Origin of the sequence: Lampropedia cohaerens, from assembly GCF_001005215.1 — a bacterium.
GTDB classification, from domain to species: Bacteria; Pseudomonadota; Gammaproteobacteria; order Burkholderiales; family Burkholderiaceae_C; genus Lampropedia; species Lampropedia cohaerens.
The window spans coordinates 19,377-33,161 of record NZ_LBNQ01000010.1; the positions used below are offsets into that span (position 1 = coordinate 19,377).

Annotated in this window: 11 protein-coding genes; 1 reads left to right on the forward strand and 10 read right to left on the reverse strand. The window is 68.2% G+C overall.

What is annotated here, in order from left to right:
- Positions 1-8: 8 nt before the first annotated feature.
- The 10 genes from cpaB to AAV94_RS15015 all read right to left on the reverse strand — a co-directional run bounded on the left by cpaB (position 9) and on the right by AAV94_RS15015 (position 13,180).
- Complete coding sequence (gene cpaB / locus AAV94_RS02185) at positions 9-1,082, reverse strand: Flp pilus assembly protein CpaB (protein ID WP_046740697.1); 1,074 nt, start codon at positions 1,080-1,082, stop codon at positions 9-11.
- Between the two features lie 154 nt (positions 1,083-1,236).
- On the reverse strand, positions 1,237-1,533 hold the full coding sequence (locus tag AAV94_RS02190; RefSeq protein ID WP_052754872.1) for an HTH-like domain-containing protein: 297 nt from the start codon (positions 1,531-1,533) through the stop codon (positions 1,237-1,239).
- 48 nt (positions 1,534-1,581) lie between these two features.
- On the reverse strand, positions 1,582-2,088 hold the full coding sequence (locus AAV94_RS02195) for an A24 family peptidase (protein ID WP_231731187.1): 507 nt from the start codon (positions 2,086-2,088) through the stop codon (positions 1,582-1,584).
- Positions 2,089-2,135: 47 nt separating this feature from the next.
- Positions 2,136-2,315, reverse strand: coding sequence for a Flp family type IVb pilin (locus AAV94_RS02200; protein ID WP_046740699.1), 180 nt, complete (start codon positions 2,313-2,315; stop codon positions 2,136-2,138).
- 90 nt (positions 2,316-2,405) lie between these two features.
- Positions 2,406-3,932: a TolC family protein gene (locus AAV94_RS02205; RefSeq protein ID WP_052754873.1), complete on the reverse strand. Its 1,527-nt coding sequence runs from the start codon at positions 3,930-3,932 to the stop codon at positions 2,406-2,408.
- Between the two features lies 1 nt (position 3,933).
- A complete protein-coding gene (locus AAV94_RS02210; protein ID WP_046740700.1) occupies positions 3,934-5,274 on the reverse strand; it encodes an HlyD family type I secretion periplasmic adaptor subunit in 1,341 nt (446 codons plus the stop codon).
- Positions 5,271-7,079, reverse strand: coding sequence for a peptidase domain-containing ABC transporter (locus tag AAV94_RS02215; protein WP_046740701.1), 1,809 nt, complete (start codon positions 7,077-7,079; stop codon positions 5,271-5,273). Before AAV94_RS02215 ends, AAV94_RS02210 begins: the two co-directional genes overlap by 4 nt.
- A gap of 117 nt (positions 7,080-7,196) precedes the next feature.
- Complete coding sequence (locus tag AAV94_RS02220) at positions 7,197-10,118, reverse strand: UDP-N-acetylmuramoyl-tripeptide--D-alanyl-D-alanine ligase (protein WP_046740702.1); 2,922 nt, start codon at positions 10,116-10,118, stop codon at positions 7,197-7,199.
- 4 nt (positions 10,119-10,122) lie between these two features.
- Entirely contained in the window at positions 10,123-10,641 is a 519-nt protein-coding gene (locus tag AAV94_RS02225) for an OmpA family protein (protein WP_231731189.1), read from the reverse strand.
- A gap of 82 nt (positions 10,642-10,723) precedes the next feature.
- Positions 10,724-13,180: a hypothetical protein gene (locus AAV94_RS15015; RefSeq protein WP_197407990.1), complete on the reverse strand. Its 2,457-nt coding sequence runs from the start codon at positions 13,178-13,180 to the stop codon at positions 10,724-10,726.
- A 25-nt stretch (positions 13,181-13,205) separates the two neighbouring features.
- Here AAV94_RS15015 and AAV94_RS15020 point away from each other — a divergent pair.
- Positions 13,206-13,785 (forward strand): hypothetical protein (locus tag AAV94_RS15020; protein ID WP_197407991.1); only part of this gene is annotated, 580 nt, incomplete at its 3' end.

The following is a 13,785-nucleotide window of genomic DNA, read 5'->3' on the forward strand; positions in this document are numbered from 1 at the left end:
CCTCTGTCTCAATAGCGCACGGTCTGCACGTCACTGCCGACGTGCACCTGCACGTCGTAGGTGCGCGGCTGTGGTGGTGGCGGGCGCGGCACGGGCGGCGGCGGCAGCAATGGCGCAGCGGCGCGCTTGCGGTTCTTGCTGTCCCCACCTGTGGCCAACGCATCGAATTGCAGCCCGGCCACGGCGCGGTCCATGCCCTGCAGCACCTGCCCCTTGGCCAGGCGGGTGGCCACGGGCTGCAGTGCCGTCGGCAGCGCGGCAAACAGCGATGGGTCGGGCAATGCCTCGTCATCGGGGTGGCGCAACGCCAGGGTCAGCTGGCCGTATTTCTCGGCCAGCGTCAGGCGCTCCACATCCTCCAGCGGTACGGCCAGCACGGCAGTGCGGGCGTTCTCGGGGCGGGCGCTGGCATCCTCGCGTGCGGCGGCGCTGCTGCGCCGGCTGCTGCTGGTCACACCGGCGCTTGCCTCTTGCGCCTGGGCCTGCTGTTCGCGGCGCTGGGCATCGGTCAGCGGTGGGTTCTCGACACTGGCACCGCCGTAGGCCAGCACCCGGCTGCGCGCCAGCAGCAGGCGGGTCTGCGTATCCACCGGGGTCTGGCTGCTGCTGCCATCGAGCGTGAAATACACATCGACGAAGTCGCCAGGGCGCACCCGGTGGCCAGCGGCCATGGCCTCGCTGACGGGTATGGAGACGGCGCGCTGGCCCGGCTCCAGCTGCAGGGCCAGACCCCGGATGAGGTGCTGCTCGAACAGCGGCGCCTGCGCCGGCAGTGCCAACGCCGTGGTCTGGCCCACCAGCACGTCGGCATCGGCAAAGCTGCCGGGCACCGGCGCGCCCATCTGGGCGACCTTCAGGTCCTCGGCGGTGATGCGGTGGCCAGCTGGCAGCGGCTGGGCCGTCACCACCACGTCATGCAACTGCACCGGCTCAGGCGGTGCTGGCGCGGGGGCTGAGGCGGTGCTGGCGGTTGGCGGCGGTGCCACGGGCCGCTGCGGCTGGCGGCCCACCATCCAGGCCAGGATGCCCAGCCCGATGGCCAGCACCACCAGCAGGCCGGCAAGAATCTTGGTGAGGGTCATGTGTGATCTCCGGCGAAGTTCTGTTCCGAGAAAGGGTTGACGGGTTGCGCATGCACGGCCGCTGCGGCAGACGCTTTCCTGTGCAGGCCCGCAGCCCGGCACCGGCACAGGAAAGCATCTGCAGGCGGCCTGCGCCCGGCCATTGCAGCGCGCTTCATGCGGCCGCCCTGGCAAGGGATGCGGCGCGGCCCCGCTCGCCCTGCGCCGTGGCAGCGGACGGGCGCAGCTCAATGCCGTGCTGCCGCATCAGCTGCGCGAGGCTGAGCATCTTGCGGTATTCGGTCACGAACGATGGCCTGAGGCCCAGCGCACGGCAGAAGTCCTTGGCGTCGGTGCCCGCGAGCTCGTCCGCATGCATCAGCACCTGCAGGTGCAGCGTGGCGATCTTCTTCTTGTCCGGCGCGGCCTTGCGCAGTTCATCCTCGATGCGTTCCTTGATCTGTTCCAACATGGTGTTCTCCCAGGCAGTGACAAAGGTTGAGCGGTTGGGGCCCGGCCATCACAAGGTAGGCCCGGTGGTATAGGCGACCCAGATGGCGCACAGCGCCATGTAGCCCGCATACGGAATGGAGCGCTGGCGGTGGCGGCTGGCAAAGCGCAGGTTCAATGCCTCACCGGGCGCTGCCGCGTGGCGCGCCAACAGTGGCACATGGGCCTGCAGCCACAGCCCGAGAGGCTGGCACTGCAAGACGCGCCAGCCGACTACCGCAATAGCATGGAGCCCCGCCAGCAGGCTGCCGCCCAGCCAGACCACCAACAAAGCTGGTGACAGGCCAAACCACAGCCCAACGACGGCGGCAAACTTGACGTCTCCGGCTCCCATCCACCCCAGCGCATAGAACGGCAGCAGCGCAGCAAAGGCCACCGTCATGCCAAGCAGCCCACCCCAGGGCGAGACCTGGAATGGCTGCCCGCCGCTGAACAGTGCCACCAGACCTGCAGCGAGGCCCAGCAGCACCATCCAGTTGCGGACTTTGCGGATGTTTAAGTCTGTGGCGGCGATCACCACAAGCCAAAGGAGCCAGCAAGTCAAGTTCCACAGCATGGCTCAAATTAGTTGGCAGCAGTACCGCCCAGAGCTGTCAAAATTTCGTTGAATTTCTCCTTGATCTGCGTTCCGAGCCCAGTAACAGCTCCAATGATCACCACCGCAATCAACCCCGCAATCAACCCATACTCGATCGCCGTAGCGCCTTCTTCGTCTTTCCAGAAGTTCTTGATGATGTCGGTCATGGCATCTTCCTTTCGGTTTGCAAAACGCCCATCGGGAGGAAAGGCAGCTGCTGACGATGGGCAAACCAGCTGCTGCAGAAAAAACTCGTGCTACCACCAGCCTGCGCGCTGTACGCCGTCCGCACCCGGGCTGCGTGCCAGCTGGCGCTCGGCGCGCAGCCGCATTGGCGGGCGCAGCGCCACATCAACAGGCGCGCTGACCAGCTGCTGTACAGGCTGACCCGGCGCGGCCTGCGGCATGCCGGGGGTAAAAAACAGCGCCGCCAGCCACTCGCCCTGCACGCCAAAGGGCAGCAATTGGCCGGTGGTACGGGCCAGCTGCAGCTCGGCCAGCTGCAGGTCGTAAAGCGCGTCGGCCTGCTCCAGCAGCAGGTTCTGCAGATCAAGCTGGGCATCAAGCACCTGCGAGAGGTTGCCGCGCCCGGCCTCGTGCAGGCGCCGCCGGCCCTGGAAGGCCGCTTCAGCCTCGGCGACGGCGCTGGCCAGCTCGGCAGCGCGGGCGCGTCCGGCCTGCACGCGGCTGTAGCCGGCACTGGCAGCCTCCTGCACCTGGCGGCGCACGCCCTCCTGGGCCGACTGCTGCGACTGCAGCTCGGTCAAAGCCTTGCGCACGCGGTCGCGCAGCTCGAAGCCGTTGCCGAAGTTCCAGTTCAGCTCCACGCCATAGCGGGTGCCGTCGTTGCTGAGTACGCCCTCGGGGTCATACGCATGGCTGACCACCGCCTGCACGGTGGGAAAGCGCTCGGCCTTGGCGCGGTCCACCTCGGCCTGGGCTGCGGCGATCACGCCATCGAGCTCGCGCAGCTCCGCGCTGTTGGCTTCGGCAGCCTGCTGGGCCTGGGCCTCATTGGCCGGCAGCCATTGGCTGGGCACCTGCAGCGCGGGCAGCCACTGCGGCTGTGGCGTGAAGCGGAAGTAACGCGCAAAACGCGCCTGCGCCTCCTGCCGCAGCGACTCCATGGCCAGCTGCTGCGCGCGCGCGCTGGCCTGGCGCGAGGCGGCCTGGCGCAGGTCATTGCGGCCCACCGCGCCCAGTTGCGCGCGGCGCTCCTCGATGCGGGCGAGCTGACCGACGATGTCGGCGGACTCTGCCGCAATGCCGGCCTTACGTTCGTGGCGCTGCAGCTCCAGCAGCGCCGTGAGGGCTTCGAGCAGCACGTTCTGGCGCGTGCCATGCATGACCTGCAACTGCGCCTGCTCCGATGCTTCGGCCGAGCGAATGCCAGCGCTGATGGCACCGGCATCGAGCAGGTTCAGCCGGGCTTCGGCATTGAGGGCGTTGTAGCTTTCGCGCCCGCGCGGGGTCTCGATGCTGCCGCTGTCCGTGCCGATCTGGAAGCTCGGCCAGCGCTCGCCCTTGGCGGTGTCGATGTCGTAGCCCGCGGCCTGCAGCGCGGCGCGCGCCTGCTGGATGTCGGGGTGCTGGTCCAGCATCTCACCGAGCGCGGCCAGCAACTGCCGGCGCGCAGCGTCATCCGCCAGGGACGTGACCGTCAGCCGCGTGGCCAGCTGCAGCGAAGGCGCTGCCTGCGCCTGCACGACACCGGCCGTCAGCGCCAGCGCCCCCACTACGGCGACTGCACGCATCTGTTCATGAAGCATTTTCGGCAGCAGCATGTCAGGGCTCCCGGAAGGCTTCGGCCCCGACGCGCAGCACGGGGCGCAGCAGGTACCAGATGAAGGGCTCGTGCCCCAGCAGCAGGTCGACTTCAGCCTGCATGCCGGTGGTGATGCGGTTGGCGGTATTGCCGACCCACGGCTGCGCGAGGCTGGCCTGGATGCGGAAGTACGATGGTGCACCCGGCTCGTCGGAGTCGCGGTCGGCGTCAGCCGCCACCAGCGTGACGGTACCGGGCACGCTGCCGTGGCGCAGGAAGTCGTAGGCGGTGATCTTGACCTTGACGGGCTGGCCTTCGCTGACCAAACCCCGATCAGAGGGGTTCAGCCGCGCCTCGACGATAACTTGGTCGTTGTCCGGCACGATGTCCAGAATCGGCTCGCCGGGGCGCACCACCCAGCCGGCGCCGCCGCTGCGCAGCCCCTTGACGATGCCGCTGGTGGGCGCCAGCACGATGGTGCGGGTGCGCTGGCTGCGGGCGCGGGCCAGATCCTCGCCGAGGGTTTGCAGCTCGCGCTCGACTTCGGCCAACGCGTCCGAAGCGCGGCTGCGGAATGCGCCCTGCGTCTCGACGATCTTGGCTTCGGCCAGCGCAACCTTGGCCTGGGCTGCGACCAGCGCCTCGCGCGCGGCGGCGAGCTGGCTGCGCACCTGTTCGAGCGCGCGTTCGTTCTCGATGACTTCCAGCTGGCCGATGAGCTGCTCGGCAGCCAGCTGGCGGGAAATCGTTGCCTCCTGCTCGTGCAGGCGCAAGCTGGTCTGCAGGCCGGCGATGCGTGCGCGCGTTTCCGCAACTTCGCCGCGCGCCTGGTGCAGCGTGGCGTTGGCGGCGGCCATGCTGCCCTGGTGCTCCAGCGCGCGGGCCGCAAAGGCGCCGAGCTCGGCCTGCACCACCTGCCGATCCAGATCGGCGGGAAAGTCCTGCTCGCTGAGGGGGCGCCCCTGGCTTTCGGCCAGCAGGCGGGTCTTCATTGCCTGGGCCGTGGCATAGCGTGCGGTGAGCTGTTCCAGGTTGAGGCTGGCACCGCCGAGGTCAATTTCCAGCAGGGGCTGGCCTTCGACCACGGCCTGCCCTTCGCGCACATGCACGGCCGTGACGATGCCGCCTTCCAGATGCTGCACGGACTGCACGCGATCGGACGGGATGACCTGCCCAGCGGCAACGACGACGTTTTCGACCGGATAGAACAGGCCCACCGGCACAAGGATGCACAGCGCAACGACCAGCAGGCGACGCGGCGTGATGCGCCAGCGTCCGGCCGGCGCCGTCGCCACCTCGGGCTGCGCAGGCTGGCGCAGCACCTGGGGCAAATCCTTGCGGGAGGCAGCGAGCGTGCTCATGCGGCCTTCTCCCGGGTTGTGGTGGCGGCTGCCACGCCCCTGCCATCCTGCACGGCAGCACCGAACAGGCGCGGCAGCAGCTGCTGCGGCGTGCCACGCTCGATGCTGCCGTCGCCCGGCAGGTGAATGATGTCGTCCGCTGCCGCAGTCATGCGCGCCGAGTGCGTGATGACGATGACAGTGTGCTTGCGCGCGATCTGCCGCAGCGTGAGGATGAGCTGGCTCTCGCTGGCAAAGTCCAGGTCATTGCTGGGCTCGTCGAGCACCAGCACATTGGGGTTGCGCAGAAACAGCTGCGCCAGCGCGAGCTTGCGCAGCTCGCCCGCCGACAGGCCGGCGCCGCCGTCGGACAGTTCGGTCTGGTAGCCCTGCGGCAGGCGGCTGATGAAGGCGTGTGCGCCGGCGAGCTGGCAGGCGGCGACGATGGTGGCATCGTCCGCATCCGGGCGCACCATGCGCAGGCCCTCGATGAGCGGGCCGCTGAACCAGTAGACCTGCTGCGCCAGACAGCCAATCCACTGGCCGATGTCGGCACGGGGGAACTGGGCCAGATCGTATTCATCGAGGAATACGCGGCCGCTGTCGGGCCGGTACAGGCCGGCGAGCAGCTTGCCCAGCGTGGACTTGCCGGCACCGTTGTGGCCGACGATGGCGTGCAGCCCACCGGGGCCAATGCTGAGGTCGGCCTCCTCCAGCGTAGTGCGCCCGCCTGGGTAGGTGAAGCTGACCTGTTCGAGCCGCAACACGCCGCGGGGGCGCGGCAATGCGACTTTGCCGGGTTCGGCCTCCACAGGCTCGTCGAGCACGGCCTGCAGGCGGCGCGTGGCCTCGTTGGCGCGCGCCAGCGCCCGCCAGCTGCCTGCCAGTTGCGCAATCGGCGCCAGCGCCTTGCTGGCCAGCAGGTTCACCGCCATCAGGCTGCCGATGGTCATCCACTGCGAGTGGATGGCCACCGCGCCGACGGTGATGACGGCAATGGAGAAAAAGGTCAGCAGCACGGTGGTGGTCTCGCGCGCGTTCTCGATCTCGCCGTTGCGGCTGAAGCTGGTAGCCAGCCAGTGGTCGTAGCCCGCCTGCCACTGCTGGCGCACGGCGCCGTCGTAACCCAGCACCTTGAGCGTGGCGCGGGCGTTGCAGACTTCGGCAGTGTGGCGGTCCAGGTCGCGCGCCTGCGCCAGCTCCTCGATGCGGCCGCTGCGCACTTCATCGGCCCACCACCAGGCCAGCACGCCCAGCACCACCATGGCCACGAGGATTACGGGCAGCACCGGCAACGCGATGATGCCGATGACGATCAGCGCCAGCAGCGCCATCGGCATGTCCAGCACGGCCGACGCCAGCCCGCCCGAGAGTGTGCTGCGCATGGCGCCAACGTCGCGAAAGCATTGCAGCCACTGGCTGGCCGGACGCTGCTCCAGCACCAGCAGCGGGCGCCGCAGCATGGAGTGCATCAGCGCCTGGGACGTGCCCCGGTCAATGGTGGCGCCAGCCTCGCGCAATGCGCGGGCACGCTGGCGGCGCAGCCACCACTCCAGGCCCAGGATGCAAAGCACGCCAGCCACCATGGCGATGAGCGTGGCCATGCCGCCGCGCATCAGCACTCGGTTATACACTTGTAACAAAAAGATCGACGGAATCAGACCGAACAGACCGATCGGCAAGGACAGCCAGACCGCACGCAGCAGAAACGGATGCGCCTGCTGCGAAGCCGCACGAATCGCGCCAGAGTAAGGGCCGCGCGCCAGCGCATCCGGCGTCTCGGTGGGAGACGTCAGCAATCGGCGGGGCAGCAGGTAGCGAATCATGGGAGGCGTCCAAGCAAATTTCTGAATACTTGTGACATAAATGCAAGCAAATATATCAACTATTCTTCCAATTGTTAAAACATTGTCATCGGTCAGGTCTTTCCGGATGAATAATCGCTATTCCACGATACGGAAATGTTCCCGCAACGCCTGTATCACCAGTGCCTGACTCAGCCTGGCGCCGCCGACGATGAGCACGGTGTCGCCGCGCTGCAGCGTGCGCCGCAGCGACTCGCTGAGGTGGCCCAAATCCTCGTACCACTGGATACGGGCATCGCCACGCGCCATGGCCGTCAGCGGGCGCAACGGCTCGCCCCACAGCAGCACACGCCGCGCCTGCGCTGCGGCTGCCGCCCCCTCGCGCAACAGGGGCCCAACGAAGGATTCCTCGCCCGTTGCCGCGCACAGCACGATCAGCCTGCGCTGGGGCTGCGGCGCAATGGCCTGCAGTTGCGTCAGCGCGCAGCGCCAGGCCACGCAATGGCGGGCCTGACTGTGGTCCAGCAGCACGACGTCATCGTCCAGCCGCTCAGTCAGCCCCGCACCTGGCATCGGCTGCCAGCTGCCGAGCCTGCGCGCTGCCGCAGCCAGATCGGCCTGCAGCGCCCAGACACCTGCCAGCGCCATGGCGGCGTTTTCCAGCAGGTGTGCGCCCCCCTGCGGCAGGCTGGCGAGGATGTCGCCCTCATGGCCAGGCACCCGCATACGCAGCGCCGCCTCGCCGACAGCGGCGGCCGACAGCGGCTGCCAGCACAGCTCGGCGGCCGCATCGGCCGCACAGGAAAGCAGGCGCAGGTGCCGCGCGGCGGCCAGCTGCCGCACCGCCGGTGAGGCCGCCACTCGCAGCGGCGCAATGACCGTGGCGCCGCGCTTGATCAGTCGCATCGCTCCCAGCAGTTCGTCACACAGGGGCGGTGCATCGTCGGCGCCATCGGCCGGGGCCAGATGCGTGACGACCACCACGTCCGGGCTGACAAGGGCGATCTCCGCCGCCACGGCCGGGAGCGCCAGCTCCACCATCACGGCGCTGGCGTGGTCGCTGGCGTTGACCAGCTGCAGTGCGGCACTCTGGTGCAGCAGTGCGGCACGGCTTTCGTCCACATCCTGCCCCAGCAGGTGCTGCAGCATGTGGATGCAGGTACTTTTTCCCGCGCAGCCCATGACGGCGACAACGGGCGCGAGAATGCGCTGGCGCGCCGCCAGCGCCAGTTGCACCAAGGCCAGCGATACATCCGGCACCTGCAGTGTCGGGCGTGGATGCGATGGCGCCGGGCCGGCGGTATCCGACAACAAGGCCGCTGGCGGCGCTGCCAACTGCGCGTCGCTCTCCGGGCGGTCACCGCTGCGCAGCACTTGCGCCGCGCCCGGCCACGCGTGGGGACGATGGATGTGCACGCCGCGCACCTGCCGGTGGCCCCCCTGGCAATCCAGATGGCGCCAATGGCCACCGGTCAACTGCGCCAGGCTGTCCATGTCCCACGCCATCGGCGCGCTGGTGGGCGCCAAGGACGCCTCCATGGGCCGCGTGGGGGACTGCGCAGGCGAAGGCGCGTGGTCGCTGCGCAGCAGCTGCTGTGCCTGCACCCCTACCTGCCAGGCGATGCAAGCGTCGGCCCACCAGACGGCAGGACGCTCTACGCGCGCGTCTGGTGCGGCCGCCCCATCTGGCACGGCGAAAACAGCCTGCCTCGCTGCCGCACGCAGCGGCGGGGACAGGTAAACAACGTGTTCGGGCCAGGCGGCTGCAGCCTGCAACTGCAGGGCGCAGGCGCGTGCCACCTCCAGTTGCGCATCGCCTGCGCGCGACGCATTACGGTCACGCTCCTGGGGCTGGCTGGCGAGCCAGCGCAGGCATTCGCCCCAGCCCATGCGCAGGGCGAGCCCGACTGGCTGTTGCAATTGGTGAAATAGCGTCAAGTTCGCGCTGCGACGCATGAATGCGGCAATGGCAGCGGGTGTCCGCGGCAGGGGCTCGGCGCTCAGGGTGTCCACCAGCGCTGCGGCAAGTGCGGCAACCAGCCGAGCGGCGCGCAGTTGCTGCCAGGACTCGGCCGCGGCGTGGCTGGCCAGCGCGCGGCGCGCCCACTGCGCGGCCAGCACTCCGGCCTGATGGCGCAACGGCGCGGGCGCCGGCGAGCCGGATGCGGCCAGGCGCACCAGCAGCAGTGCAATGGCGCCCGCTGCCAACCTGTCGGTCGGCTGGGCAGCAACTGTGAGCTGCTGCACCCACTGACCAGCCTCGGCCAGCACATCCCGCGCCGGCAATACCTGCGCAGCGGCCAGCAGCCACTTTGTATACCAGCAGCCGACCTGCGCGGCCACCGGGCCCGGTCGCACCGGGGCCATCAGGTGCGCGGCAGCCGCTGCCAGAGGGTGCCAGCCGCCGGTGGCCAAGGGCATTGCCAGTGCGGGCCTGGGCAGCGCCACAGGATGCGCGCCGGGCGTGCAGCACAGTCCGCGCAGGCGCAACTGCAGCCATGAATCCTGCGCACTGGCATCGGCAGCCGTCAGCGGGTTGTCCGATTCTGCCGCATCGGCACGGCGCCTGACCGACACCATCCGACCTGCCCGGGCCCAGCCCTCGCCGTGAAAATAGGGCCCGGCCAGCAGCACATGCGCAAAGCGCCGGTCGATCCAGGCGTGCCGCACGTCCTGCCCTGGCATGCGGACTGCCTCGGATGGTGCCAGCACATCTTCTACCCAATCGATGCGCAGCGTTACCGCGCTGGCCCGCTGACGCCACACCCAGTGGCGCACACGCCGCGCACCGGCGCGCCAAGCCTGCGCCAGGCTGTCGCCACAGACATGAAAGACGTGGACTGCGCTGTCGTCTGTCGCCATGGAGAACACCAGAATGGCGGCCGGCAAGGGCTCGGGCAGTGGCGCCTGTGCATGCTGGCACAGCCACTGCCAGCAGCGCGCAAGCTGCCGCTCCAGCTCGGGCAGGCCGTTGTCCCCGTGCTCCGGCAGGATCGCCAGACGACTGTCAGCCTGCAAGGCGGGGCGGGTCACCATATCGGGCGTGCCGCGGCTGCGCATCGCGTCAGCGGTAATCGAACTCGACGCGCCGGTTACGCTGGTGGGCCTGCTCGGTCATGCCGGTGTCCAGCAGCCGCTCCTTGCCGTAGCTGACGGTCTCGATACGGGATGGCTGCACGCCCAGCATCTGCAAGGCCTGCGCTACCGACTGCGCCCGGCGATGGCCCAGCGCGAGGTTGTATTCCGAGCCGCCACGCACGTCGGTGTGGCCCTGCAGCACGACGCTGCGATCAGGGTTCTGCCGCATCCACTCGGCGTGCCCTTCGACGATGGGGCGCTCGCTGGGGCGGATGCGATCGTCGTCGTAATCGAAGTAGACGATGTGGGTCAGATGCTGCGGCCCCTGCCCGGGCTGAACGGCATCCACCGTCACCGGTGCCACTGTCTGGCCAGCCGGTTGCGGCTTCTGCCCAAAGGCATAGAAGTGCTCAGTCCTTGAAGAACTGCCTGGCGATGACGCGCACGCAACCAGCAGACCTGCCAGTGCGACGCTGCCAATCCAGCGGAAATGGGTCATGTTCATGGCGATGAGGAAAGAAGAAGGTTTCGGAAGGTGCCCGGCCGGCACGCCGCAGCTGCGACGCGACCGATCCGGGCAGCGGTGCTTACAGCCAGTGCTGGCTTTGTTGCTGCTGGGCAAACAGCGATGCCCCCGCAGCGTCTGCGGCACTGTCGTCCGCCTGACTGCTGACCGCCAGCGCCACCGGTTCGAAGCCAGCATCCGCAGCCGTGAACGCCGCAGCGCTGCCACCACCAAGCAGTCCGCCGAGCAGGCCACCGCCAGCGCCGCCGCCCAGTAGCCCCCCCACCAGACCGTTCTCGCCAAGCACGCCGTCGAGCAGCCCGCCCACCAGGCCATCCGAGCCCAGCAGACCGTCCAGCAGTCCGCCGTTGGATTGCCCTGCATCTGCCGTGCCGTCGCCCAGCAGGCCAATGCCCAACAGGCCGCCAAGCAGGCCATCGTTGCCGATCAGGCCGCCCACCAGCCCGTCCGAGCCGGTGATCGGGCCCAGCAGGCCGCTATTGCCAGTCAGATCACCCAGCAGGCCGCCGTCGGCCAGGATCGGATCGAGCAGCCCGGCGTCTTCTCCACCACCGAGCAGGCCACCACCCAGCAGACCACCCAGCAGCCCTTCCTCGCCGAGCAGACCGCCCAACAGGCCACCTTCCCCGCCGCCAAGCAGACCACCGACCAGGCCGTCCTGACCCAGCAGACCATCGAGCAGCCCCGAGCCGCCTTCGCCATCGCTGACGCCATCACCCAGCAGGCCAATGCCCAGCAGACCGCCAAGCAGACCATCGTTGCCGATCAGGCCACCCACCAGCCCGTCCGAACCGGTGATCGGGCCCAGCAGGCCACTGTTGCCAGTCAGATCGCCCAGCAGGCCGCCGTCGGCCAGGATCGGATCGAGCAGCCCGGCGTCTTCTCCGCCACCGAGCAGGCCGCCGCCCAGCAGACCACCCAACAGCCCTTCCTCGCCGAGCAGACCGCCCAACAGGCCGCCTTCTCCGCCGCCAAGCAGGCCACCACCCAGCAGACCACCGAGCAGACCGCCCAGCAAACCATCCTCACCCAGCAGGCCACCCAACAGCCCGTCGCCACCCAGCAGGCCGTCGAGCAGCCCGCCGCCGTTGCCGCCACCGAGCCCTCCGTCACCGCCGAGCAGGCCACCCAGCAGACCACCGAGCAGACCTTCGTCGCCAAGCAGCCCGGCGAGCAGGCCACCTTCGGTGAGGCCACCGAGCAGCCCGCCACCACCGAGCAGGCCACCCAGCAAGCCGTTCTCGCCCAGCAGGCCGTTCAGCAGGCCGGCAACCAGATTCTCATTGCCTGCACCGCCGAGCAGACCGCCCAGCAAACCGTTCTCGCCCAGCAAGCCACCCAGCAGGCCATCCTCACCCAGCAGGCCGTTCAGCAGTCCTCCTTCAGTCACGCCACCGAGACCGGACAGCAGCGAGGTCAACACGCCGCCCTCACCAATCAGGCCGACCAGCAGGCCACCGATAAGGCCATCCTCACCCAGCAAGCCCTGCAGCAGGTCATCGCCAAGGGCGCCACCAAGCACGTCGGAGCCAAGCAGCCCCGTCAACAGGCCATCGGGGCCTGCCAGTGCGCCAAGCAGCTGACCGACCGGGCCATCACTGCCAAGCAGCGCACCGAGTGCCGCATCACCGATCAGGCCATCCTCGCCCAGCAGCGCGGTCAACGCACCGTTCTCGCCCAGCAGACCGTCCAGAAGGCCGGAGACCAGGCCATCCTCACCCAACAATCCGTCCGTGAGTTGTTCCAGCTTGAGATCATTCAGCCCCAGTGCCGCACCAAGATCACCAACCAGCGGCTGCAGTACACCTTCTAGCGCGCCCAGCACACCACCCAACACACCCGAGGAGCCGAGCAGAATGCCCAGCAGACCGTTCTCATCAAGCAGCAGCGCGTTGGCGAGGCCATCCTTGCCCAGCAAACCACCCAGGCCACTTTCCGTCAGCGCCCCGCCCAGCAGTTGACCGAGCAACGAATCGTCGGCCAGCAAAGCACCCAGCAAACCGTTGAGCGCGCTGCCTTCGGCAAGCAGGCCACCGACCAGGCCATCCTCGGCCAGCAGCTGACCCACCAGACCGTTCTCGCTGAGGATTTGTCCCAGCGCACTGTCTTCGCTGAGCAACAGACCCGTCAGCAGGCCGTTTTCAGCCAGCAGCTGACCCAGCAGCGCATCCTCATTGAGCAGGTTGCCCAGGATGGCATCGAGCTGCCCCCCTTCGCCAAGCAGGTTCTCGAGGGTGTTGCCCAGCCCCAGACCGACCAGCAGACTGCCGACAAACCCTTCTGTCAGCGCATGCACGACCGCATCGGTCGCGAAGTCCACCTGCAGCCCCAGTGCCTGGCCGATCTCTTGCAGGGTACCTTCAGGCAGCAGCCCATTCAGTGCCGGCCCCAGTAGGCCAGTCAGGTTATCCACAACGCCTGCGACCGTGTCATCCAGCGCGTCCAGCCCGTTCGGATCGTTCGGATCGAACTCGGCGCCCAGCAGGGGGCTGAGTGCATCACTGAGAAGGTCGGTCAACGCTCCGGTGGTTCCGACGAGCGCCGTGAGCGCTCCCGCTTCAAGCCCCAGCGACTCTTCCAGACCTTTCAGCAGCGATTCTGCGGCCTGTTGCCCTGGATCCAACAGTTGCGCACCATCATCGTCGGAGTCTGCATCGGAGTCCGAATCGCTGTCCGAATCCGAGTCACTGTCGGAGTCCGAATCGCTGTCCGAATCCGAGTCACTGTCGGAGTCCGAATCGCTGTCCGAGTCCGAGTCGCTGTCCGAATCCGAGTCGCTGTCCGAATCCGAGTCGCTGTCCGAATCCGAGTCGCTGTCCGAATCCGAATCACTGTCCGAATCCGAATCACTGTCCGAATCCGAGTCACTGTCCGAATCCGAGTCACTGTCCGAGTCCGAATCGCTGTCCGAGTCCGAGTCGCTATCGGAGTCCGAGTCGCTGTCGGAGTCCGAGTCACTGTCGGAGTCCGAGTCGCTGTCGGAGTCCGAGTCGCTGTCCGAATCCGAGTCACTGTCGGAGTCCGAATCGCTGTCCGAATCCGAATCGCTGTCCGAATCCGAATCGCTGTCCGAGTCCGAATCGCTGTCCGAATCGCTGTCCGAATCGCTGTCCGAATCGCTGT

Excerpts from the sequence above, each read along its gene's own strand:
- AAV94_RS02220 (WP_046740702.1), bottom strand. The coding sequence starts at position 10,118 with ATGCGCAGCCGCGGCACGCCCGATATGGTGACCCGCCCCGCCTTGCAG.
- AAV94_RS02215 (WP_046740701.1), bottom strand. The coding sequence starts at position 7,079 with ATGATTCGCTACCTGCTGCCCCGCCGATTGCTGACGTCTCCCACCGAG.
- AAV94_RS02210 (WP_046740700.1), bottom strand. The coding sequence starts at position 5,274 with ATGAGCACGCTCGCTGCCTCCCGCAAGGATTTGCCCCAGGTGCTGCGC.
- AAV94_RS02200 (WP_046740699.1), bottom strand. The coding sequence starts at position 2,315 with ATGACCGACATCATCAAGAACTTCTGGAAAGACGAAGAAGGCGCTACG.
- AAV94_RS02225 (WP_231731189.1), bottom strand. The coding sequence starts at position 10,641 with ATGAACATGACCCATTTCCGCTGGATTGGCAGCGTCGCACTGGCAGGT.
- AAV94_RS02190 (WP_052754872.1), bottom strand. The coding sequence starts at position 1,533 with ATGTTGGAACAGATCAAGGAACGCATCGAGGATGAACTGCGCAAGGCC.
- cpaB (WP_046740697.1), bottom strand. The coding sequence starts at position 1,082 with ATGACCCTCACCAAGATTCTTGCCGGCCTGCTGGTGGTGCTGGCCATC.
- AAV94_RS02205 (WP_052754873.1), bottom strand. The coding sequence starts at position 3,932 with ATGCTGCTGCCGAAAATGCTTCATGAACAGATGCGTGCAGTCGCCGTA.